The sequence below is a fragment of the Corynebacterium tuberculostearicum genome (assembly GCF_016894265.1).
GTDB lineage: Bacteria > Actinomycetota > Actinomycetes > Mycobacteriales > Mycobacteriaceae > Corynebacterium > Corynebacterium tuberculostearicum_D.
This window is the reverse complement of sequence record NZ_CP069791.1, coordinates 2159202-2180421: the sequence shown is the minus strand read 5'-3', so window position 1 is coordinate 2180421 and position 21220 is coordinate 2159202. Positions and strand designations below refer to the sequence as shown.

Here is a 21220-nt window from a genome sequence, read left to right as displayed (position 1 = left end):
CGTACAAGCGTTTATACTGGTGAGGTAATACAGCAACCTTTCAGGAATTCCTAGTAGGTTGGCAGATCAGTATCAGTCTTGACCAAGCGAAGTGAGGCATAGTTTTCTCATGAACATGAGGAATGACGATTACCGAGGCTTTGATGGGAACTCCCCGGAGGGAGCGTCCCAGGAAGGCCCGGGTAGGGCCGATCCGGTTCAGGGTGGTCCGAACTTTGGAGAAACCAACCAGCAAGATGCCGTGGCTGGCAACGCTGGCCCCTACAGTGACGGATTTGGTCTTCACAGCGACGCTGGCGCGCAGGCACAAGAGACCGGCTCCTATTCGCAAGGCTGGAATCAACCGCGCGGCGGTGCTGAAGGCAATGACCAGCGAACGCTAGGTTCGCTGGGGCCCTATCCGAATGCCCCACAGGCCCAAAACTTTAGCGGTCAGGGACAGGAAGGCCCGATGGTCACCCCGCTGCCTCCGCAGCCGGAGCAAAAGAAGAAAATTGGCTTGGGCGCCACCACCGCTCTGGCGGCCGTCGCTGCCATCGCCGCAGGCTCGATCGCCGGCGCTGTGGTCGGCATGAGTTCCGGGGGAGGCAATAACGATACCTCCGTGGTCAATGAAGCCCTTAAGGCTGAGCCGGCGAACAATAGCACCGGTAAGGAACCGGAGCAGGGTTCCGTTGAAGAAGTTGCCTCCAAGGTTTTGCCCTCGGTGGTTTCTATCCAGACGATGACTCGTACTGGTGGCGCTGAAGGCTCTGGTTCTGTCATCTCCCCAGACGGCTATGTTTTGACCAACCACCACGTGGTTGCCGGTGCTGAGCACGGTGGCATGATGCAGGTGACCATGAATGACGGCAGTAAGCATGATGCTGAGGTGGTGGCCTCGGATGCGAATACGGACGTGGCCATCGTGAAAATCAAGGACGTCAAAGACCTGCCCTTCTTGCAATTCGGTGACTCCGATTCCGTTGCTGTGGGCCAAGAGGTAGTGGCCGTGGGCTCTCCTTTGGGGCTAAACGCGACCGTGACCTCCGGTATCGTATCGGCAAAGAACCGTCCCGTTCGCGCTTCCCAGGAAGGCGGCGAATCTTCATTGATTGACGCCATTCAGACCGATGCCGCAGTAAACCCTGGCAACTCGGGCGGTCCGTTGGTGGATCGAGACGGCAATATCGTGGGCATGAACTCCATGATTGCTTCGCTGTCTAATAGTTCCTCCGGCGAGGGCGGCTCCATTGGCTTGGGCTTTGCCATTCCATCCAACTTTGCCAAGCGAATGGCAGATGAGCTCATCAATGACGGCAAAGTTTCTCACCCGACCCTTGGCGTGAAGGTGCTAGCGCGCGACGACGGCAATGGTGCCCGCATCGCCGAGGTAGAGTCGGGCGGCCCGGCAGATAAGGCGGGCTTAAAGGATGGCGACATTGTCACCCGCGTCAACGATCGCCTGATTGAAAACGCCGATGCGCTTATTGCGGCGGCGCGATCGCAAGACTTTGGTGCGACGGTGACCTTGGAGGTTACCCGCGAAGACTCGGAAGAAACCCGTCAGGTAGAGGTAACCCTCTCAGGCGAGTAAATTACTGTGCAAGACCTCATTAGGTGCTGAATGCGCCGTACCTCACCCCGCCACAAGGCCGTATTGCCTTAACTTAAGGAGAAAAATGCCAGATTCGCAGCACGATGTGACCGACTCCGCGCAGCCCGACGGCGCGAATAAGCGCGATTCCTTGATGGATCTAGCCGAACCCGATGATGCCTTCTTGTTAGCAAGCGAGCAGGAGGATAGCCTTGCTGCCCCGCGCCGCGGGCTCATCGTTATTGTCACCGATCATCCCGGTGAGCAATCCGATAGCACTTCGCAGCTGGTAAGCGAGCTGCTCGCGGAGGCTAATTTCCGCGTTGATGGCGCCATCGTGGTGCGTTCCAAGAAATCCAAGATCCGCCAGGCCATTGAGACCGCTGTGGTCGGTGGCGTGGATTTGGTCCTCACCGTCGGCGGCACCGGCGTGGGCCCGCGCGATAAGACTCCGGAGGCTACCCGCTCCGTGATCGATAAGATGGTTCCGGGTGTGGCCCAGGCGCTGCGTTCTTCTGGCCAAGCTTGTGGCGCGGTGGATGCCTGCACGTCCCGCGGCCTATCGGGCGTTTCGGGCTCTACCGTCGTGGTCAACCTTGCCTCGTCGCGCGCTGCCGTCCGCGATGGCATGGCTACCTTGGCGCCTCTGGTGCACCACCTCATTGACCAGCTGCAGCAGTCTAGCGTCCAGTAAACGCAGGGTATTTTCTATGACGTCGCGGAGAAATCGCCGGCGAGTATTCCGCCAATCTGCTGCTGTCGATTATGACCGTAGTGCTGATAAGCCCGGCGCACACGCTGCCGATGGTGCCGATGAGGAGAGAATCGTTACCGTTGATGACGCGGATTCGGCGGCGACAGAGGGGGAGTCCGGCCAGCGCGATGAACAGTTCTACCGAGAGAATCAGCCCCCACACTACGGCGGCTAGCGCCTAAAGCAGGATGCAGGTCTGCAGCCACAGAGGTACCTAAAAGCCTGCGGTTTCGCTTCCGAGGAAGTGAAACCGCGGGCTCTGTGCTGTATATGCAGGGTAGGAACCTAGGCCTGGTGGCGACCGCCGCCGGTAGAACCGTGATCGGCGTCGGCAGCGCCGCGGGCGGAACCGTCAATGCCGGTACCCGGGATGTCCTTATCGGAGACATTCTGGGCCTCGAGCAGGTCGCGGATTTCCGCGAGCAATTCCTCGGAGGTTGGGGCAGGGGCCTCAGGGTCTACACCGTGGCGGCGCTTAGCGGCCTCGGTGAGCTTATTGAGTGGCATGACGATGAGGAAGTAAACCACCGCGGCGATGATGAGGAAGTTAATCGCTGCAGTGATTACTGCGCCGAAGTCAACAAACGTGTTCTTGTTGTCGGTGATCTGGAAGCCTAGGCCGTCCACCTCAGCAGAGCCAAGGGAATTGATGATCGGCTGGATGATGGAGTCAGTAACGGCGGTGACGATCGCGGTGAAGGCGGAGCCGATGATGACTGCGGTGGCAAGTTCGATGACGTTGCCGCGCATAATGAAGTCTTTAAAACCCTTGAGCATGGTGATATGCACGAACCTTTCTGGGAATAACTAAGGGTTGGTATAAACCATGGACACCGCGAAACTTTAGTGCAGCTGTTAACCAACCACAACTGTTGTGGCTGAAAGGGTCTAGCGTTGCTGTGGGTGAGCGCGGTCACCCACGATAACTACAGTGAGTGGCTGGCTTAGCGACGCAGCGGCTACATCATTGGCGTGGTCATGGGGCAGCGCGAGCAAAACAGTAGAGGAAGAGGCCTCGCCTTCGGCGCTGGAGGTCGACACCACGCGCCCGCCGGTGGCGATAACGCGCGCGGTGGGCGTTGCGGGAGCCGACCCCTCTGCGGCTGGGGCGGATGCGGCGTCGACGGCGGTTACCACGTCCACGGTATCGCCATGGTGCAGGTGGGGGATGATGTCTGGCTCGGCGAGCTTCACCGGGATCATCCGCGCAGCCGCGGCGTCGGAGCCACCGACCAAGCTGGAGACGAGGTCTTCTCCTAGAAGGCGCGCATCGGTGACCACCTCACCCTTGCCGGCTGCGGCGGTAATAACGCGGCCGGTGAGTTCTTCTGGCTTTGCCGCTACTGCGGAATCGGGGATGGAGGAGGCAGGAAGGCGGGCCAAGTCGACGTCGGCAAGCGCCAGCTCCGCGCCCGCAGGCAGATCGCGGCTAAAGACGGGAACGCGCGGCAGCTCCTTGGCCGCAGATAAGGCCGAAGCCAGCGCGGCAATAAGAAGGGCCACCGCAATGGCGCGGCGCACTACAACGCCGCGGCGGTGGCCAGGAGTGCGAAGGGTGGAAATGAGGCGGGGCATACGCGAAGTGGACATACTTTTTTAGACTGCCCGAAACCGCGCATGGTTCCCGCACCCTAAAACTAGAAGCGTGTGATGCCCTCTGCGGTGACGACGGCATCAACCTTGCGGTCATGGTCCTCGGTAGGCAGCTCGTCTAGGAATTCGGAAGGGTAGACCATGGCGAAAACCGGCGGCTTGCCGTGGGGAAGCGGCTCTAGCGCGCGGTCATAGTAGCCACCGCCCTTGCCCATGCGGTTGCCCTTGGCATCTACCGCCATGGCGGGGGCGAGCACCAGATCGCACTCGGCCAGCACGCTGCTATCAAAGCTTGGGCCCTGAGGCTCATTCAAACCCAATGGGCTAGTGTGCATGGCTTCCTTGCCGCGGTATTCGGCAAAGGTCAACGTGCCATTCTCACCGGAAATCGGCAGGAGGACGCGGGAGACATGCTCCTTGAGCCACGGCACAAAGTCCGCACCACCGGGCTCAGAGCCCAAAGGCCAGTAGGCGGCCACCGTCATGGACTCGGTTAGCTCGGATTCGAGATGCTTGCGCACGGCGGCGGTAAAAGCATCGTGGTCCTCGGAGGAAAGTTCGCGGCGGGCTTGGACCAAGCGGGCGCGCAGCTCGTTTTTGGCGGTGATGGAAGAGGTCATGAATAAATCATAACCCCGCGGCGTAGCGGTGCACGGGAAAATAATGTGGCGTTGTACGCTATTGTGCATGGCTATAGAACGCGAAGATTCCGCCCGCGGAATCACCACGGTTGTAGTTCCAGCGGCAGGTATGGGCACCCGATTTTTGCCCGCCACCAAGACGGTTCCAAAGGAACTGCTGCCCGTTGTTGATACTCCCGGCATCGAACTCATCGCAGAGGAGGCGGCCTCTGTCGGCGCGCGCCGCCTTGCGGTGATTACCGCGCCCGATAAACAAGAAGTCATGCGCCATTTCGAGGCTTTCCCCGAGCTGGTAGAGACCCTTGAATCCCGCGGCAAGGACGAGCAGGTGGCCAAGGTCAAGCGCGCCAACCAGATCATTCACCCCGTCGCGGTGGAGCAGGAAAAGCCGCTGGGCTTGGGCCATGCGGTGGGCCTTGCTGAAGAGGTGCTTGGGGAAGACGAGGACTCCTTCGCCGTCATGCTCCCTGATGACATTGTCTTGCCCGCCACCGTCATGGCGGATATGGCGCGCGTGCGCGCGGCATTGGGCGGCAGCGTGCTGTGCGCCTTCGAGGTCCCGCGCGAGCAGACCTACAACTACGGCGTCTTCGACGTGGAAGATACCGATGCCCCTGGCGTGAAGAAGGTCGTGGGCATGGTGGAAAAGCCGGCAGTAGAGGAAGCCCCTTCTAACCTCGTGGCCACCGGCCGCTACCTTTTGGATCGCAAGATCTTTGATGCCCTGCGCCGCATTAAGCCGGGCAAGGGCGGCGAGCTGCAGCTTACTGACGCCATCGAGCTCCTCATTGAGGAAGGCGAGCCCGTCCACGTGGTAGTTCACCAAGGAAAGCGCCATGATTTGGGCAATCCCGGCGGCTATATCCCCGCCAACGTGGACTTTGGCCTGCGCGATGAAAAGTATGGTCCCACGCTGTATAAAGCGATTAAGAAAATCATGGCCGAGTATGAGGACGAGCACGGCCTAGCCTAGGGATTTTCCCAGTGGCCAAGGACGTGGAAGCGAAGAAAGGGCGGGCATAGACCTTATGCGTTCAGTTGATGACCAGTTGGCGCTGGTAACGGATGCGGCGACGACGCCGGAGCCGGTGCGCATCGGTATTTCCAACGCGCTGGGTTTGATGTGCGCCGAGCAGGTACAGGCTAATCAACCCCTGCCGGGTTTCCCGCAGGCGGCTATCGACGGCTACGCGGTGCGCGCCGTGGATATCGGTGGCGAGCGGGGCCTGCGGGTGCGTCGCCACAAGGACCAGGAAGAACAGTCCGCAGAGGGCGAAGAGGATGCGGATTCCCCGCAGCCGGAGGTAGAGCGTTCCTTGCCCGTGGTGGGGGAGGTTCCGGCCGGCTCCAAGCAGCCGCTGCGCCTGCAACCTAAGCAAGCGGTGCGCGTATATACGGGTGCGCCTTTGCCCACGCTTGCCGACGCCGTCCTGCCCCTCGAGTGGACCGACCGCGGCCGCAAGCGCGTTACCGCCCACCGCCCGGTGCGCTCTGGTGACTTTGTGCGCCGGGTAGGCGACGACATCCAGCCTGGCGATGTCGCCGTATCTTCCGGCACCGTTTTGGGCCCCGCTCAGATTGGCCTTCTAGCCGCGGTAGGCCGCTCAAAGGTGCTGGTGTATCCGCGGCCGCGTATTACCATCATCTCCTTTGGCCGCGAGTTGGTTGACTTGGATCAAGAACCGGCACTGGGCCAGGTTTTTGACGTGAACTCTTATTCCTTGGCTGCCGCGGCCCGTGAAGCCGGGGCGGAGGTGCACCGCGTGGGCATTGCGGAGGGCGAGCCGCGCCGCATCCGCGAAGCATTGGAAAAGCACATTGCCCGCAGCGAGGTGCTGGTCATCTCCGGCGCAGTAGGCGGCGCTGGAGCCGAGGCCATCCGCGAGATCCTCGACGATCTTGGTGATGTCGATACCTCCCGCGTGGCCATGCATCCCGGCTCCGTCCAAGGCTTTGGACTGGTGGGAGAGGAGCGCATTCCTACCTTCTTACTGCCGTCCAATCCGGTGTCCGCGCTAGTGGTCTTTGAGGTATATATCCGCCCGCTCATCCGCTTGGCGCTGGGCAAGCGCAATGCGCACCGCCGCGTGGTGCGTGCGCGCGCGTTGAACCACATCGATTCCCGCCCCGGCCGGCGCGGCTTCATCCGTGCTCGCCTGATGCGCGATGCCGAAACCGCGGATTACTTGGTGGAAGGCCTCGGCGGTGCCGCGGGTGCCCCGGCACACCTCTTGGCCGGCCTCTCCGAGGCCAACGCCATGATTCGCGTGCCGGAAGAGGTCACGGAAATCCGCCCAGGCGATGTGGTTGATGTGTTGTTTTTGACCCAGCGCAGCTAATGCTCGATCCTTTCGGCAACGCGGCGGATAGGTTCCGCCATCCTGCTACCGGCCCCACCGATGACATGCACCCGGGGTGGCCGGAATCTACTCCTATTGTCCAGCTTCCCTCCTCTTCTGTCTTTCCCTCGGGGGCGCGGATGCGTTTGCGCCCCCTGCTGCGTTCCGACGGCCACGAGTGGCGGCGTCAGCGCATCGACGATGAAGGCTTCCTCCGCCCGGTTGAGCCGACCCAAGCCGCACCGTGGGCGGCAGCGCATAGCCAGCAGGCGTGGTGGAATCACCTGATGTACCTGCGCACGGCCGCCCGCGAGGCGCTGGTGGTCCCGCTTGTCATTGAGGTGGAGGGGAAATTCGCAGGGCAGGTAACCCTGGGAAACATTCAGCATGGCAGCATTCGCGATTGCTGGATTGGCTACTGGGTCTATTCTGCGGTTCACGGCGCCGGGGTGGCTACGGCCGCGACCGCCTTGGGCGTGGACCATGCCTTTGGGCGGGTGGGTTTGCACCGCGTGACCGCCACCTATCTGGAGCACAACCCGGCCTCGGGGCGCGTCTTGGCCGCCAACGGATTCCGACATGAGGGGTATTTGCGGCGCAATCTGCATATCGACGGCGCGTGGCAGGACCACCACTACGTGGCGTTGGTGAAAGAAGACTTTGCCTCTACGGCGGTGGAGCGCCTCCGCCAAGCTGGACGGTTGGCGTGAAATAGCGTCCCAATCGCTGGAAACCCGACCTCAATTTTCACATAAGTCACAACATTGTAATTTGTGTGATTTTGGGGTGCTACGGTGCGGTTTCACCGTTTAAGGTGGAGTAATCATCTGTATTCAAGGGGAAGGTCCTTTTCGTGTCGACAGCTGTGCCGATTATCGCGATCATCGTGGTGTGGCTCTTCGTACTCGCACCGTGGCTATTGGGTAGGAATAATCGCCCAATGAGCCATACCGGTGAGGCCTTTGAAGATACCCGTGTCCTCTTTGAAGGAGATTCCGGCAAGGTCGCCGGCCGACGTCGTCCGCGCCTGCGCGCCGACGACGTCCACCGCCGTGACGATGAGGACGAGGCGGACTACGAAGTCGTCGAGGCTGCAGACGCTACCGACAGTGAAACCGATACCGAGGCCACCAAGCCCTCGTCGCGCTCCGTAACTATTGCCGGTGCCGCACGCCGTGCCAAGTCCCAGCCCTTCGGTAGCGGTAGCCGTGCGTTTACTGCCGCGTCCACCTCCACCACTGGCGAAGAATCCACGCAACAGGCAGAAACCATCGACGGCGAATTGGTGGAAGAAGTGATTGCAGATGAAAACGAGTCTGCAGTCGAGCCACAGGCAGCTGCGGTTCCTGCCTCCCAGCAGGCTGATGCGGACAAGGAAGCCAACACCGCAGAGGCGGACGACGTCGACGACGTGCTGCTGGAGGACGAGGACGACGCCGCGGACGAGTCCACTGAGGACAAAGCCTCCGATGTTGCTGCGTCCGAGGCTGAGGTATTTAGCGCCCCAGCTGTCTCTAGCGTGGCGAACGATGCCTATGCCTACGACGAAACCTTTACCTCGCCGGTAGACCTCATGTATCCGGGAGCCGTTGACAAGGCCGAGGTCAATGAGGATGACTCCGTAGATCCTGCCAGCGCGGACGAGGTAGACGAGGCCGAGGGATCCGAGGAGCTCGCGGCGACCGCCGAAGCAGACGAAACCGGCATGGATACCGACCTGTCCGAGGACGAGGTTGAATTCGCCCAGCGTCGTTTGGGCCGCGGTGGCTGGGACCCGGTTGCGGAAAAGGAAAAGTCTGCAACGCGATACCAGCGACGTCAGCGCACCCTGCTGGGGCTTGCCGTGACCGTGGTGCTCACGGTAGCCCTCGGAATCGTGGTCGGTGGTTGGACGTGGTGGTTGGCTGCCGTCGCCGGCGTGCTCACCGTGGCTTACTTGATCGCCCTTCGCTCTCAGGTACGCCAGGAACAGGCACTGATGCGCCGCCGTGTGCGCCACCTGCGCCGCGCCCGTTTGGGCGTGCGCAACGCCGAGGACGAAGAGCTAAAGATTCCGCGCAATCTGCGCCGCCCAGGCGCCGTGGTTGTGGAAATCGACGATGAGAGCCCGGACTTCGTGCACCTTCCGCTGAGCTTTAGCGATGGTGAGGACGGCGACTTTGACGGCCCGCACGCCGGGCCCGATGGTTATGGCCGTCGCGATGACCTAGCGGCCCGCCGCGCTGGATAAGCGCGCGTGGCGGACTAGCTAGCAGCGCCGTGGAGCTCGTCGGTGCCCGCTGTCTGCGAGTTCGCGAGCGCGTTGTACTCCTGCGCTAGGCCATAATTCGGCACGCCGCTCTCCAACCACACCCCGGAGGTACCGCGGCGATGGGAGCCGATAAGGTGGGTGTCAATCATGCCGATGGCCTCCATGAGGGCGAAACAGGTAACCGGTCCAACGAAGCGAAAGCCCTTCTTCTTGAGTTCGCGGGACATGAGCTTGGACTCGTAGCTCTTTTTCGGAATATCTTCCATCACGGTGGGGTAGAGGTTCTCCGGAGGCTGGTAGGCCCAAATGAACTCCGCCAGCCCACCTTCTTCGCGCAGAGCGATGGTCGCCTTGGCGTTATTAATCGCGGCGCGGATTTTGGTTTCGTTGCGGATAATAGAGGCGTCGCCAAGCAAACGCTCCACGTCCGTCTCATCGAATTGGGCGACCTTGTCCGGATCGAAGTTGCAAAAGGCCGCACGGAAGGCCTCGCGCTTCTTGAGCACCACTGCCCAGGACAGGCCGGACTGGAAAGACTCGAGGCTCAAGCGCTCGTAGAGTCCAGCTTCATCGAAAATGGGCAGGCCCCATTCGGTGTCGTAATACTCCTTCAGCATCGGCGAGGACATCGCCCAAGGCGGGCGGCCTAGGCCATCATCGTCATAGACCAAGGTGGTGCGCTCTTCGGACTGCGTGGTTGGTTCGCTCATGGTGTGTTCTCCTTTTATCTTTTGTGCGTGGTTCCCATTGAAACAGCCCGCGCCGCTGTGTTCTTTTCCTTCCCCCGCCAAAGGGCGAATTTCCCAGGAGTATGGGTGTAGTCCATTGCCTTCGCATCGGGTGAGGGGTTCAGGGTAATCTGTTCAGCATGAATAGACCTGCCGTACGCGATGCCGCACTGCTTATTTTTCGAGCGGTCCTCGGATTAATCTTTATCGCACACGGCGTGGACAAGATGTTTATGACCGGCATGGATGAAACCGTGGGGCAATTTTCCGCCCTGGGGGTGCCGCAGCCACAGCTTTCCGGCTATATCGCCGCCATAGGAGAGATGGCCGGCGGTGCATTCCTCGTCGTTGGTCTGCTCACCACTTTTGTCGCTGGGGCGCTGGCTTTGCTTATGGGGTGTGCCCTGTATTTCGTGCATCTGGGCCACGGGCTTTTTGCTGCCGATGGGGGAATCGAATACCCACTGGTATTGCTGTTGTCCCTGCTGATGATCGTAATTTTTGGCTCCGGCAGAGCCAGCATGGACGGGGTGCTCAGCAATGTTGACGCATAGTCAGGTCCAAGCGGCTATCTCCGCGCACATGGATGGAGAGCACTCCGATCTGTCCCAGGACGTCATTGATACTCATCTGGAAAGCTGCGCCGAATGCCGCGCTTTTCGCGACAAGGCGGCCGCGCTATCGCGTTCACTGAGCTTTGTGGAGCCTGCGGATTCCGGAATGGCGCCGCCTACGGATCTTTCTGATGTCATCTTGGCCGGCGTGGAGCCGGAATGGCGGCGTACCGCGAGCGCGCGCCAAGCCAACCTCACGGTCGCGCGTGCCGCCATGGTTCTTATGGGTGCAATCTTTGCAATCTGGGCAGTGGTGCTCATCGTGCACGCCTCCGGGCTCGTACCGTTGGGCGAGGAAGGAAAGATTTTGGATCCCACTGCGGATCCGGAGCGAGCCAACCTGCTGATGGAGGGCGCGGCAGTGCGCTTTGGCATGGCCTGTGGCCTATTCTTCAGCGCCTGGCGCCCCGCAGCGGTCACCGGACTACTTCCGGTATCGGCCACGATGTTTGCCTTCCTCTTCGGCTTTGGCATGCGCGATATAGCGCTGGGTACCGTAACCATTGAGCAGGTGTATTTCCTTATCGCCACCGCGCTGGCGACTCTGAGCCTGGCGTGGGCCTGGGCGGCGGAAAAGGGCTACCTGGTGCGCGCGTGGTGGAAGTCCCTCAACGCGCAGCCGCAATAATCACTCCACTCTGGCCGAATTAGGTCCAGCTCGGCAGCCACATCATGGAGTGGTACCAGGAATCTGGAATCTTGTAGCCATACAAAATGGGGGAGAAATAGAAGAACATCGCCACTACCAGGGCTAGGTAGAACACGGCGGCGATGGTTCCCCAGCGTACGGGGCCGCCGGCCAAGCTCTTTAGCCATCCCCACCGCACAGGCCTGCCATGCCCGATGAGCTGGCCTAAAGCTAACGCAATAAGCACGATGACAAAGGGGATGAAAGCCGTGGCGTAGAAGAAATACATCTGGCGGTCAAAGGCCGCGAGCCAGGGCAAGAAGCCTGCCGCAAAGCCCACCAGGGGGATAAGGAAGGCGCGGTTGCGGCGAATAACGAGCGACCACAGTCCCCACAGCACGGCCGGGATGACCAGCCACCAGATGGCCGGGGTGCCAAAGAGGTAGAGCATCTTGCGGCATTCGTTACTGCCATCACCGCACTGCAGGTCGGTGGAGGAGTAGTACAAGATGGGGCGGGCGGCAACGAGCCAGGCCCAGGGCTTGGAATCCCACGGGTGATGATGACCGCCGGAGGAGGTCAGGCTGGCGTGGAATTCCAGGACAGAGGAGTGGTAGTAGAACCAGCCGGCTAAGGAATCGGGCAGGTTCAGCAGCCACGATCCATCCTCGATGGTGCCATCCACCTTGGCATGGCGGTACACGGCGGTTTCTGACGAGAACCAAGCCCGCCAGGTCCAGGCGTAGAGCAGTACCGGCACGAGCACAAGGGAGGCCAGGGCAGCAGGGGTATCGCGCACCAGGGTGCCGAGGATATAGCGGCGTACCCCATAGCGCTTGCGCAAGGCAAGGTCGCTAAAGACGGACATCAGGCCAAAGAACATGATGAAGTACAGGCCGGACCACTTGACGCCCAGGGAAAGTCCCAGGCAGACACCTGCAAGGAGGCGCCACCAGCGGAATCCAAAGCGCGGTCCGAAGGCGGAAGAGCCCATCCGGTCCTTCACAAACGCGTTGTGGAGGCGCTCGCGCATCTGATTATGATCGCGGGCGAGCGCCCAGGCGGCGGCTACCACGAAGAAGACTTGGAAGATATCCAGCATGCCGAACTTGGAGGAGACCAAGAGCACGCCATCAAATACGGCGATGAGGCCAGCTAGGGTTGCTACCTGCCAGGATGAAGAGACCCGGCGGGCCAGGGACATCGTCAAGAGCACGGTGGCTGCTCCGAAAAGCGCCGTCATAAAACGCCAGCCCAGAGGGGAATAACCAAAGACCCATTCGGCAAGTGCCACGATCTGCTTGCCCAGCGGTGGGTGTACCACCAGCCCATAGCCGGGGTTGGTTTCAATACCGCCGATAAAAAGGTTATCCCAGCTTCGCACCATGTCCCAGGCTTGGGGAACGTAGTGCTTTTCATCAAAGACGGGCGTGCCCTTGGAAACGGGCGCGGTAAGGCCGACAAAGCGGGTAATGAGTGCAAGGACGCCGACGACGCTAGTGCTTATCCAGTCAGCCTTGCCCCACTGATAGGCGCGGGGTGCTGGCGGAGCCACGGTGTCGTGCGTGGTGCGCGATGGGGCAGCGGTAGCAATAGTCACTTGGTTGAGTCTAGGCGACAACGTAGCGCAACCGCGCATTAGAGAGTATGGAATGCTAGAGGCATGTCTGTTTTAGGTCTGGATCCACTACCGCGCGGGGTAATCCTCGCCGCCACTCCGCTGGGAAACGTAGGAGATGCCTCCGCGCGTTTAATGCATGCCTTGCAGTATGCGGACGTCATCGCGGCCGAAGATACGCGGCGCGTGCGCAATCTGGCCCAGGCCTTGGGGATCGAGATTTCTGGACGGGTGGTGTCCAATTTTGATCACAATGAAAAGGACCGGGCCCAGCAGCTTATCGATGCCGCCGCGTCGGGCACCGTCCTCGTCGTTACCGATGCCGGCATGCCGATTATTTCTGATCCGGGCCTGTCCTTGGTGGCCGCGGCGGCCGAGCGCGATATTCCCGTGACCTGTTTTCCCGGCCCCTCCGCAGTGCCGACGGCCCTGGCGCTTTCGGGCCTGGGCGTGGGGCACTTCCTTTTCGACGCCTTTCCTCCTCGCAAGCCCGGTCCCCGCAAGGCGTGGCTGGAGTCACTGCGCAACGAAAAGCGAGCCATCGTCTTCTTCGAATCTCCTCACCGCGTGGCCGAAACCCTGGCCGAGGCAGCGGAAATTCTCGGCGCCGACCGCCCGGCCGCGGTGTGCCGGGAGCTGACCAAGACCTATGAGGAAATCCGCCGCGGCAATTTGGGTGAGCTTGCCGAGTGGGCAGTAGACGGTGCTCGGGGAGAGATCACCGTGGTGATCGAGGGCGGTACAGCCGCTGCCGCTACCGCCGCAGACTTGGTGCCCAAGGCGCTCGAGCTAGCGGAGGCGGGGATGCGGCTGAAGGACGCGTGCAAGCAGGTAGCCAAAGGTACTGAGGTTTCCAACCGCGAGCTTTACGATGCCGCCTTGGATGCACGCAAGTCCTAGCCTCACCGGTTGTTTCGATTACGTCACACCCCGCATCGTTCCTAGACGGTTTCACTAACGGGGTCTTTGTAATTGAATTGTTATAGTGTTCGGGCGTGTGGGCGGCTTAAAGCGGTATTTACATGGGGAAATGAAGCGTAAAAACCTTTCAAATTATCGTGGAAAATCCCTGGGAAACGGCGTTGAGCAGCGAGGTTTCTCTGTGCTTCGTTTGATAATTGAGTAGTTCCGCACCACTGTATAGCTCATGACAAACTCGGAAAATATGGGCACAGGCGTGCCAGAAGAAGGAAAGGAACCGGTCGGCGCACAGGCGCAGCCGGCTTCTGCTTCTTCGAGCGGGCAGCCTATTGAGAATTATCAGACTGTAGACGAACAGCTGGACGCACAATCTGCCACCGGCCAGCTTCAGGATATGATTCACTCCGATGGTTTCCACCCGGAGCGCTATGACGATCCTGAGGTGGAAATCGCGGCCGATCGTGACAATATGCCAATCGATTGGTCCATCGTCGGCATTGCCGGCGTGCTGATTGCCGCGATCGTTGTGTGGGGCCTGGCCGCCCCGGATAACTTTGCCAACTTCTCCTCTTCGGCCCTGACCTGGGTCGTGGACAACTTCGGTTGGGCCTATATCCTCTTCGGCACCGTCTTCGTGGTGTTCGTTGTCTTTATTGCCGCCTCCAAGTTCGGCTCCATCAAGTTGGGCCACATTAATGAGGAGCCGGAATTTTCCACGCCATCGTGGATTGCCATGATGTTCGCCGCCGGTATGGGCATTGGCCTGATGTTCTACGGCGCTTCCGAGCCGCTGGCTAACTACCGTGACGGCACCCCAGGCCAGGGCACTGGCAACGTGGGTTCGTCCATGGCCTATGCCATGTTCCACTGGACGCTGCATCCCTGGGCGGTCTACGCCATCGTTGGCTTGGCCATCGCGTACTCCACCTTCCGCATTGGCCGCAAGCAGCTATTAAGCCAGGCCTTCGTGCCGCTTATCGGCGAGCGTAACGCCAACGGTGCGGTGGGCAAGTTCATCGATGTCCTGTCCATCTTCGCCACCGTCTTCGGTACCGCCTGCTCCCTGGGCCTGGGCGCCCTGCAGATTCAGGCCGGCTTGAAGGCATCCGGAATCATCGATAACCCCACCAATTCCGTGGTTATTGGCATCGTTCTGGTCCTTACCCTCGCATTCCTCCTGTCTGCGATGTCCGGCGTGGGCAAGGGCATTCAGTACATTTCCAATGCGAATATGGTCCTCGCCGCAGTGCTGGCCATCTTCGTGTTCATCTTGGGTCCGACCGTTACCATCCTGAACCAGATTCCTGGCTCCATCGGTAACTACCTCAACTACTTCACCGAGATGATCGGCCGCACGGCCGAGTCCGAAAACGGCGCCGCCGGTGAGTGGCTGTCTGGCTACACCATCTTCTACTGGGCATGGTGGGTTTCTTGGTCCCCATTCGTGGGCATGTTCTTGGCACGCATCTCCCGTGGCCGTTCCGTCCGCGAGTTCTGCCTGGGTGTCCTGCTTATTCCAGCCGGCGTATCCACCCTGTGGTTCGCTATCTTCGGCGGCACCGCTATCCACATGGAGCAAAACGGCGAATCCATTACCGGCGAGTCTGCTGAGGAAGAGCTGTTCAACCTCCTGCAGTCCATGCCGGGCGGCTTCGTTGCCGGTATTGTTGCAGCGGTCCTTCTGGCTACCTTCTTCGTCACCTCTGCGGACTCCGCATCCACGGTGATGGGCTCCATGTCTCAAAACGGTGCTTCTACCGCTAAGCCGTGGCTATCCGCGGCATGGGGCGCACTGACTGCCTTGGTAGGCCTGACCCTGCTTCTGGCTAATGAGGACGCACTGTCTAACCTGCAGAACGTCACCATCGTTGCTGCACTGCCATTCTTGTTCATTGTCGTTGGCCTGATGTTCGCCATCTACAAGGCGCTGAGCGAGGATGTCATTTACCTCGAGTACCGCGAGGCACAGCAGTTCCAGCGCAAGATGGCCCGCGAGCGCCGCTTGCACCGTGAGTACCAGCGCACGCAGGTACTTAAGAAGCGCCGCAACGAGCGCCTCAAGCACCCAATGAAGCGCAAGTAATTCGCACCCTTTGCGGTTGCTTTCATAGCGCCCATCGTTTCCTCAGCAATGGGGAAGCGGTGGGCGCTTTGTTCTGAAAAAGCGGTTCACCTGCGAAGTAAATGTCTGCCCTGATCGTGTGGACAAGAGCCGGCTTCGATACAGTAGAACCCATGACTGAGTCTGTAGTAGTAAATGTTGCCTGGCCCTATGCCAACGGCCCGCGCCACATCGGCCATGTGGCCGGCTTTGGTGTTCCTTCTGACGTCTTTGCACGTTTCCAGCGAATGCGTGGCCGCAACGTACTCATGGTCTCCGGTACGGACGAGCACGGCACTCCGCTATTGGTTCAAGCGGACAAAGAAGGCGTATCCGTTCGCGAGCTCGCAGACCGCTACAACCGCCAGATCGTCACTGACCTAGCCAACCTCGGCCTGTCCTACGATCTCTTTACTCGTACCACCACCCGTAACCACTACTCCGTGGTACAGGAACTCTTCAAGGGTCTGTATGCCAATGGCTACATGCTCAAAGAGACCACCCAGGGCGCTATTTCGCCGTCTACCGGACGCACCCTGCCGGACCGCTATATTGAGGGCACCTGCCCCATCTGCGGTGCGGATGGGGCCCGCGGTGACCAGTGTGATGAGTGTGGCAACCAGCTCGACCCGGTGGACCTGATTAACCCGGTCTCCAAGATCAACGGCGAGACCCCGAAGTTCATTGAAACTGAGCACTTCCTGCTGGATCTGCCCGCCATCAAGGAGGAGCTGCAAAAGTGGCTTTCCACCCGTGAGGACTGGCGCCCAAACGTCCTGAAGTTCTCCCTGAACTTGCTAGAGGATATGCGCCCGCGCACCATGACGCGCGATATTGACTGGGGCATTCCCATCCCCGTTGAGGGCTGGCAGGACAATAACGCCAAGAAACTCTACGTGTGGTTCGATGCGGTCATCGGTTACCTGTCTTCCTCTATCGAGTGGGCATACCGCACTGGTCAGCCTGAAGCCTGGAAGGACTTCTGGCAGAACCCGGAGGCCCGCCACTATTACTTCCAAGGCAAGGACAACATCACCTTCCACTCCCAGATCTGGCCGGCCGAGCTTTTGGGCTATGCCGGCAAGGGCAACAAGGGCGGTGAGCTTCACCAGTACGGCGAGCTGAATTTGCCTACGGAAATTGTCTCCTCTGAGTACTTGACCATGTCTGGTTCTAAGTTCTCCTCCTCCAAGGGCGTTGTCATCTATGTCAAGGATTTCTTGGCGGAGTTTGGCCCAGATGCCCTGCGCTACTTCATCGCCGTGGCCGGTCCGGAAAACAACGACACGGACTTCACCTGGGATGAATTTGTCCGCCGCATCAATAATGAACTCGCCAATGGCTGGGGCAACTTGGTCAACCGCACCGTTTCTATGGCGTTTAAGAACTTCGGTGAGGTTCCGGCACCAGCAGCGCTGGAAGAAAAGGATAAGGAAATCCTGCAGCTGGCGGAAGAGACCTTCGAGACCGCCGGTTCTTTGCTGGAACAGTCCAAGTTCAAGCAGGCGATTACCGCCATCATGCACGTCGTCGGCGAAGCCAACGCTTATATCGCAGACCAAGAGCCATGGAAGTTGGCCAAGGATGAGACCCAGCGCGAGCGTCTAGCCACCGTGCTGTGGACTGCTCTTCAGGTGGTCTCTGACTGCAATGTCATGCTCACGCCGTACCTGCCGTTTACCGCACAGAAGGTTCATGAAACCTTGGGCCGCGAGGGCGTGTGGGCGGTCCAGCCAGAGGTCCATGATGTCAAGGACGATATCCCGGTAGAGCTCGTCGGTGCTGGCTTGCCGCCAGAGGGCCACGAGTATCCGGTCATCATGGGTGACTACACCCAGCAGCAGGCAAAGTGGGAGCGCATCCAGGTAGAGCCGGGCACCGCCTTGGCCAAGCCGAAGCCGCTCATCTCTAAGCTCGACCCGGAGCTGGGCGAGACTGGCCCGGAGTGGGCGCCTGTTACTAAGTAATAGCACCTAAAACGGCCGCGTTATTGCTCTTTTCCAACAAAGAAGAGGGCGTAACGCGGCCGTTTCTATATTCCGGTGTGGAAGGAAGGAGTTCGAAATACCGAATCCTTGCCCGGAAGGGTGGTTTAGCGCTCGAAATCGCGCTGGAGGTGTACCAAGCCGAGGCGGACGCCATCCTTGGTATGGATATTCGGCATGCGGCCGGTCTCGGTAAAGCCGAACTTCTTGTGTAGGGCGATGGAACCCTCGTTGGTATCGACGATATAGGTAATAATCGTCTGTACGTAGGTGTCGTCGGCGGCGACGTCCATGAGGGCGTCGAGAAGCTCGGAGCCCACGCCCTTGCCCTGAGCGGAGGGGGCAATGTAGACGGAGTCTTCCACGGTGCCGTAATAGATGGCGGGGGTTACGAACTGGAAGTAGGCCGCCCAGCCAATGACCTCATCATCGTCCACGGCTACAAAGACCGGGGAGCCGACCTTAAACATTTCCTTGAGCCACTCTTCGCGGTCAGAGACATCTTCTTGCCACGTGACCAGGTTAGCGGCGGGTTTCGCTGCGGAGCCGGCGTTGTAGATGGCGGTGAGCGCGGGGGCGTCGGCAAGCTCGGCAGGACGGATATGCATAGAAATTCCTTTACACCAGAAGTTGTAGGTGGGTGAGGCTCAACCAGTGATCGAACTTGTAGCAAACCTCTTTAAGAGTACCCACGTTTTCAAACCCGAACTTTTCATGCAACTTTAGCGATGCAACATTGGTGGAAACGATGAGCGCGAGCAGGGAATGGACCTTATCATCGGCGCGGGCCGCATCCACCAAGGCGCCAAGCAACGTGGTGCCTACGCCCTGGCCCTGAGCGGCGGGGGAGAGATAGATGGTGGTCTCATAACAGCCCGTCCACACCTGCGGATCGCGGTAAGGATGGTAGAGCGCCCACCCCAGGTAGGCACCAGAATCGGACTCCGCGATGAGGCACGGGCAGCCCTCTTCCCAGATGTGGCACAGGTAGTCCTCGCGCTCTGCGATGCTAGCCGGGGTAGTGCGGAAGATGACGTCGGTGTGCTCGATGGCCCAGTTGAGGGTCTCGGTCATGGCGGGCACATCCGCAAGGCCAGCGGGTCTGATCAACATGGCAGCCAATATTACAATTGCCCGTATGGCTAAAAAGAAGCGACGTCCCACTCCCGTTCCGGCACCGGGCCTAAGCGGCCTCATCGATGCTCACACGCATCTGTTTTCCCACAAGGACACCGATGAGGTGCTGGTCAATCGCGCGCGCACCGCCGGTATTAGCCGTATGGTGACGGTGGGCGATGACCGCCGTGAATCGGCCGCGGCGCTGGCTACTGCACATTCCTTTCCGGATGTCTATGCCGCCTGTGCCATCCACCCGGTGTGCGCCAATGAGTTGGATGCGCCAACCAAGGTGGCGCTGGAGGAGATGGTGGTGGATCCGCGCTGCGTAGCGGTGGGAGAGACTGGCCTCGATGCCTACTGGGTGCAGCACGAGCCGGAGACCACCGCGACTATGGCTCAGCAGGAGGAATCCCTGCGCTGGCATATTGACCTTGCGGTACGCCATGGCAAGACGCTGATGATTCACAACCGCGAGGCGGATGCGGACTTAATGCGCATTCTTGCCGACGCCCCCTCACCCGACACTGTCATGCTGCACTGCTTTTCCTCGCCGCTGAAGGTGGCCGAGGAAGCCTTGGAGCGCGGCTACGTATTGTCCTTTGCTGGCAACGTCACCTTCAAGCGCAACGCCGAGCTGCGGCAGGCGGCGGCGAAGGCACCGGCTGGTCAGCTTCTGGTGGAAACCGATGCGCCATATATGACGCCAGAGCCCTACCGGGGCCAGCGCAATGAACCGGCTCTTATCGGGCACACATATGAATGCATCGCTCGCGTGCGCCATCAGACGGTGCAGGCGTTAGCGGCGGAGGTAAACGACACTTTTGATCGCGTTTACGGCCTGCGCTAACGCCTAGGTGACGGTTTTCACAAAAATAAAACCCGCTGGTCAGGGGTGGCGGGGGTGTTTGGTGTGGCGATTGTGTGTCCAGTGAGGCGTGTGGTGGATTAGTCCTCGACTTTGTGGTGCTGTTATCGTATCGTTATTAATCGTTCGTTTAGGTCTAGGGTCTTGCAGCGCCGCTCTCGGTGCGGCAGCAGCGGATCTGAGCAAGGGAATTGCCTGCGTGGATTTCTTTGCTGACCTAAACTCTTGTAATTGTTGAAACCTGCACTACCGGAGATTCATTCAGCATGTCACCTCATCAGATCAAGCGCCTCAATAACTCCCGCTCGCTGCCACTGCGTCTGGCAACGGGTGGCGTATTGGGCACCCTGGCCGTCGGCGGCGTGGTAGCCGTTGCGGCACAAAAGGACGTCACCGTGGACATCAACGGCGACAAGGTGGAGTTGGCTACCTTTGCCAAGGATGTCGACGGCGCGCTGGAGGCAGCCGGCGTGCAGGTGAGTGAGGAAGACATCGTCTCCCCGGCCCCGTCCGAATCCGTGGGTGATGGCGATGAGATTTCCGTGCGCACCGCCAAGCCGGTGGCCGTGACCATCGACGGTGTGCAGCAGCAGCTGTCCACCACCGACCTCACCGTTTCTGACCTGCTGGGTAGCCTCAACGGCGTGGTCAAGGGTGCTTCTGTGAAGTCTGGCGATGCCGACGTGGACGAGGACGCCCAGCTGGAAGAGGGCATGGACCTTGAGGTTGTGTCCCCGAAGATCGTCAAGATTAATGATGGCGGCAAGGTCACTTACACCAAGATTGCCGCTAAGACCGTCGAGGATGTTCTCAAGGCCCGCAATATCGACGTTGATGACGATGACCGCGTCTTCCCGTCCAAGGAGACCAAGGTTACCGAAGGCATGTCCATCAAGGTGGACCAGGTTTCTACCACCGTCTATGACTCGGAAGAAGAGTTTGACGCCGAGCCCAACTTTGTCGATGACCCGGAGCTGGAAGAGGGCACCGAAGAGGTCCGCGAGGAAGGCGTTAAGGGCAAGCGCGTTATTACCCACAAGCTGGTAATGAAGGACGGCGCTAAGGAATCCAATGACGTCATCAAGGAAAAGGTGACCGTCGAGCCTAAGGCTGCCACCATTGCCCGCGGCACCAAGAAGGCCGAGGAGAAAAAGCCGGAGGAGGGCGGCAACTCCGGTGCTGCTGCTCCGGCGGTGGCCGATGGTTCCGTCTGGGATTCCATCGCGCAGTGCGAGGCCACCGGTAACTGGTCTATTAATACCGGCAACGGCTTCTCCGGTGGCCTGCAGTTCACCCCATCCACCTGGGCGGCATTCGGCGGCACCGAGTACGCGCCGGAGGCATGGCAGGCTTCCCGCGAGCAGCAGATTGCCGTGGCAGAAAAGGTGCAGGCAGCGCAGGGTTGGGGCGCATGGCCGGCATGTACTTCCAAGCTGGGCCTGCGCTAAACCGCAGCGCTTCTTGGCCGCACACCCACTGTGGTGTGC

21 protein-coding genes are annotated in these 21220 nt (G+C 60.1%); 14 read left to right on the top strand and 7 right to left on the bottom strand.

The genetic code is table 11. The features are described 5' to 3' along the window. Window positions 1–109 precede the first annotated feature (109 nt). From I6J28_RS10405 to I6J28_RS10395, 3 genes are all read left to right on the top strand, one after another. Window positions 110–1576: a S1C family serine protease gene (locus I6J28_RS10405; protein ID WP_204609789.1), complete on the top strand. Its 1467-nt coding sequence runs from the start codon at window positions 110–112 to the stop codon at window positions 1574–1576. Between the two features lie 85 nt (window positions 1577–1661). Further along, window positions 1662–2270, top strand: coding sequence for a MogA/MoaB family molybdenum cofactor biosynthesis protein (locus tag I6J28_RS10400; protein ID WP_204609787.1), 609 nt, complete (start codon window positions 1662–1664; stop codon window positions 2268–2270). A gap of 16 nt (window positions 2271–2286) precedes the next feature. Then, window positions 2287–2505: a hypothetical protein gene (locus I6J28_RS10395; protein WP_204609786.1), complete on the top strand. Its 219-nt coding sequence runs from the start codon at window positions 2287–2289 to the stop codon at window positions 2503–2505. A gap of 110 nt (window positions 2506–2615) precedes the next feature. On the opposite strand, the gene mscL is transcribed toward I6J28_RS10395, so the two are convergent. The 3 genes from mscL to I6J28_RS10380 all read right to left on the bottom strand — a co-directional run bounded on the left by mscL (window position 2616) and on the right by I6J28_RS10380 (window position 4543). Continuing rightward, window positions 2616–3107 carry a large conductance mechanosensitive channel protein MscL gene (gene mscL, locus I6J28_RS10390; protein ID WP_239228107.1) on the bottom strand — a complete coding sequence of 164 codons (492 nt, stop codon included), beginning with the start codon at window positions 3105–3107 and terminating at the stop codon, window positions 2616–2618. Window positions 3108–3218: 111 nt separating this feature from the next. Beyond that, window positions 3219–3905 carry an SAF domain-containing protein gene (locus tag I6J28_RS10385; RefSeq protein WP_204611455.1) on the bottom strand — a complete coding sequence of 229 codons (687 nt, stop codon included), beginning with the start codon at window positions 3903–3905 and terminating at the stop codon, window positions 3219–3221. A gap of 62 nt (window positions 3906–3967) precedes the next feature. After that, window positions 3968–4543: a 5-formyltetrahydrofolate cyclo-ligase gene (locus I6J28_RS10380; RefSeq protein ID WP_204609784.1), complete on the bottom strand. Its 576-nt coding sequence runs from the start codon at window positions 4541–4543 to the stop codon at window positions 3968–3970. Between the two features lie 67 nt (window positions 4544–4610). On the opposite strand from I6J28_RS10380, the gene I6J28_RS10375 reads away from it, so the two are divergent. The 4 genes from I6J28_RS10375 (at window position 4611) to sepX (ending at window position 9133) form a co-directional block, all read left to right on the top strand. Next, window positions 4611–5537: a UTP--glucose-1-phosphate uridylyltransferase gene (locus I6J28_RS10375; protein ID WP_204609782.1), complete on the top strand. Its 927-nt coding sequence runs from the start codon at window positions 4611–4613 to the stop codon at window positions 5535–5537. 55 nt (window positions 5538–5592) lie between these two features. Further along, a complete protein-coding gene (gene glp / locus I6J28_RS10370; protein ID WP_005329134.1) occupies window positions 5593–6903 on the top strand; it encodes a molybdotransferase-like divisome protein Glp in 1311 nt (436 codons plus the stop codon). Further along, window positions 6903–7613 (top strand): GNAT family N-acetyltransferase, encoded by a 711-nt coding sequence (locus I6J28_RS10365; RefSeq protein ID WP_204609780.1) that lies wholly within the window; start codon window positions 6903–6905, stop codon window positions 7611–7613. The genes glp and I6J28_RS10365 overlap by 1 nt, the downstream gene beginning before the upstream one ends. 143 nt (window positions 7614–7756) lie before the next feature. Next, window positions 7757–9133, top strand: a complete 1377-nt coding sequence (gene sepX / locus I6J28_RS10360) for a divisome protein SepX/GlpR (RefSeq protein WP_204609778.1) — start codon at window positions 7757–7759, stop codon at window positions 9131–9133. A 14-nt stretch (window positions 9134–9147) separates the two neighbouring features. Here the strand turns inward: sepX and I6J28_RS10355 are convergent, their stop codons facing one another. Then, entirely contained in the window at window positions 9148–9864 is a 717-nt protein-coding gene (locus I6J28_RS10355; RefSeq protein WP_204609775.1) for a DNA-3-methyladenine glycosylase I, read from the bottom strand. Window positions 9865–10022: 158 nt separating this feature from the next. On the opposite strand from I6J28_RS10355, the gene I6J28_RS10350 reads away from it, so the two are divergent. Further along, on the top strand, window positions 10023–10436 hold the full coding sequence (locus I6J28_RS10350; protein WP_049379053.1) for a DoxX family protein: 414 nt from the start codon (window positions 10023–10025) through the stop codon (window positions 10434–10436). Beyond that, window positions 10423–11124, top strand: a complete 702-nt coding sequence (locus tag I6J28_RS10345) for a zf-HC2 domain-containing protein (RefSeq protein ID WP_204609773.1) — start codon at window positions 10423–10425, stop codon at window positions 11122–11124. The genes I6J28_RS10350 and I6J28_RS10345 overlap by 14 nt, the downstream gene beginning before the upstream one ends. Window positions 11125–11143: 19 nt before the next feature. On the opposite strand, the gene I6J28_RS10340 is transcribed toward I6J28_RS10345, so the two are convergent. Beyond that, window positions 11144–12763, bottom strand: a complete 1620-nt coding sequence (locus I6J28_RS10340; RefSeq protein ID WP_204609771.1) for a dolichyl-phosphate-mannose--protein mannosyltransferase — start codon at window positions 12761–12763, stop codon at window positions 11144–11146. 24 nt (window positions 12764–12787) lie between these two features. On the opposite strand from I6J28_RS10340, the gene rsmI reads away from it, so the two are divergent. From rsmI to metG, 3 genes are all read left to right on the top strand, one after another. Beyond that, entirely contained in the window at window positions 12788–13642 is an 855-nt protein-coding gene (rsmI, locus tag I6J28_RS10335) for a 16S rRNA (cytidine(1402)-2'-O)-methyltransferase (protein WP_204609763.1), read from the top strand. 247 nt (window positions 13643–13889) lie between these two features. Continuing rightward, a complete protein-coding gene (locus I6J28_RS10330) occupies window positions 13890–15746 on the top strand; it encodes a BCCT family transporter (protein WP_034668575.1) in 1857 nt (618 codons plus the stop codon). Window positions 15747–15898: 152 nt separating this feature from the next. Further along, window positions 15899–17731: a methionine--tRNA ligase gene (gene metG / locus I6J28_RS10325; RefSeq protein ID WP_204609761.1), complete on the top strand. Its 1833-nt coding sequence runs from the start codon at window positions 15899–15901 to the stop codon at window positions 17729–17731. Between the two features lie 125 nt (window positions 17732–17856). Here metG and I6J28_RS10320 read toward each other — a convergent pair whose 3' ends face one another. Together I6J28_RS10320 and I6J28_RS10315 are read right to left on the bottom strand one after the other, a co-directional pair. Then, a complete protein-coding gene (locus I6J28_RS10320; RefSeq protein WP_204609759.1) occupies window positions 17857–18357 on the bottom strand; it encodes a GNAT family N-acetyltransferase in 501 nt (166 codons plus the stop codon). A 10-nt stretch (window positions 18358–18367) separates the two neighbouring features. Continuing rightward, window positions 18368–18862: a GNAT family N-acetyltransferase gene (locus tag I6J28_RS10315; protein WP_204609757.1), complete on the bottom strand. Its 495-nt coding sequence runs from the start codon at window positions 18860–18862 to the stop codon at window positions 18368–18370. Here I6J28_RS10315 and I6J28_RS10310 point away from each other — a divergent pair. Both I6J28_RS10310 and I6J28_RS10305 read left to right on the top strand, forming a co-directional pair. Beyond that, a complete protein-coding gene (locus tag I6J28_RS10310) occupies window positions 18861–19715 on the top strand; it encodes a TatD family hydrolase (RefSeq protein ID WP_204609755.1) in 855 nt (284 codons plus the stop codon). The two genes, I6J28_RS10315 and I6J28_RS10310, sit on opposite strands and share 2 nt — an antisense overlap. Before the next feature lie 284 nt (window positions 19716–19999). Then, the gene (locus I6J28_RS10305; RefSeq protein ID WP_204609753.1) at window positions 20000–21181 is read left to right on the top strand and encodes a resuscitation-promoting factor; all 1182 of its coding nucleotides are present in this window, start codon (window positions 20000–20002) and stop codon (window positions 21179–21181) included. Window positions 21182–21220 lie beyond the last annotated feature (39 nt).

Coding starts and splice junctions, on each gene's coding strand:
- I6J28_RS10405 (WP_204609789.1), top strand. CDS start 110: ATGAACATGAGGAATGACGATTACCGAGGCTTTGATGGGAACTCCCCG.
- I6J28_RS10400 (WP_204609787.1), top strand. CDS start 1,662: ATGCCAGATTCGCAGCACGATGTGACCGACTCCGCGCAGCCCGACGGC.
- I6J28_RS10395 (WP_204609786.1), top strand. CDS start 2,287: ATGACGTCGCGGAGAAATCGCCGGCGAGTATTCCGCCAATCTGCTGCT.
- mscL (WP_239228107.1), bottom strand. CDS start 3,107: ATGCTCAAGGGTTTTAAAGACTTCATTATGCGCGGCAACGTCATCGAA.
- I6J28_RS10385 (WP_204611455.1), bottom strand. CDS start 3,905: ATGCCCCGCCTCATTTCCACCCTTCGCACTCCTGGCCACCGCCGCGGC.
- I6J28_RS10380 (WP_204609784.1), bottom strand. CDS start 4,543: ATGACCTCTTCCATCACCGCCAAAAACGAGCTGCGCGCCCGCTTGGTC.
- I6J28_RS10375 (WP_204609782.1), top strand. CDS start 4,611: ATGGCTATAGAACGCGAAGATTCCGCCCGCGGAATCACCACGGTTGTA.
- glp (WP_005329134.1), top strand. CDS start 5,593: ATGCGTTCAGTTGATGACCAGTTGGCGCTGGTAACGGATGCGGCGACG.
- I6J28_RS10365 (WP_204609780.1), top strand. CDS start 6,903: ATGCTCGATCCTTTCGGCAACGCGGCGGATAGGTTCCGCCATCCTGCT.
- I6J28_RS10355 (WP_204609775.1), bottom strand. CDS start 9,864: ATGAGCGAACCAACCACGCAGTCCGAAGAGCGCACCACCTTGGTCTAT.
- I6J28_RS10350 (WP_049379053.1), top strand. CDS start 10,023: ATGAATAGACCTGCCGTACGCGATGCCGCACTGCTTATTTTTCGAGCG.
- I6J28_RS10345 (WP_204609773.1), top strand. CDS start 10,423: ATGTTGACGCATAGTCAGGTCCAAGCGGCTATCTCCGCGCACATGGAT.
- I6J28_RS10340 (WP_204609771.1), bottom strand. CDS start 12,763: ATGCGCGGTTGCGCTACGTTGTCGCCTAGACTCAACCAAGTGACTATT.
- rsmI (WP_204609763.1), top strand. CDS start 12,788: ATGTCTGTTTTAGGTCTGGATCCACTACCGCGCGGGGTAATCCTCGCC.
- I6J28_RS10330 (WP_034668575.1), top strand. CDS start 13,890: ATGACAAACTCGGAAAATATGGGCACAGGCGTGCCAGAAGAAGGAAAG.
- metG (WP_204609761.1), top strand. CDS start 15,899: ATGACTGAGTCTGTAGTAGTAAATGTTGCCTGGCCCTATGCCAACGGC.
- I6J28_RS10320 (WP_204609759.1), bottom strand. CDS start 18,357: ATGCATATCCGTCCTGCCGAGCTTGCCGACGCCCCCGCGCTCACCGCC.
- I6J28_RS10310 (WP_204609755.1), top strand. CDS start 18,861: ATGGCAGCCAATATTACAATTGCCCGTATGGCTAAAAAGAAGCGACGT.
- I6J28_RS10315 (WP_204609757.1), bottom strand. CDS start 18,862: ATGTTGATCAGACCCGCTGGCCTTGCGGATGTGCCCGCCATGACCGAG.
- I6J28_RS10305 (WP_204609753.1), top strand. CDS start 20,000: ATGTCACCTCATCAGATCAAGCGCCTCAATAACTCCCGCTCGCTGCCA.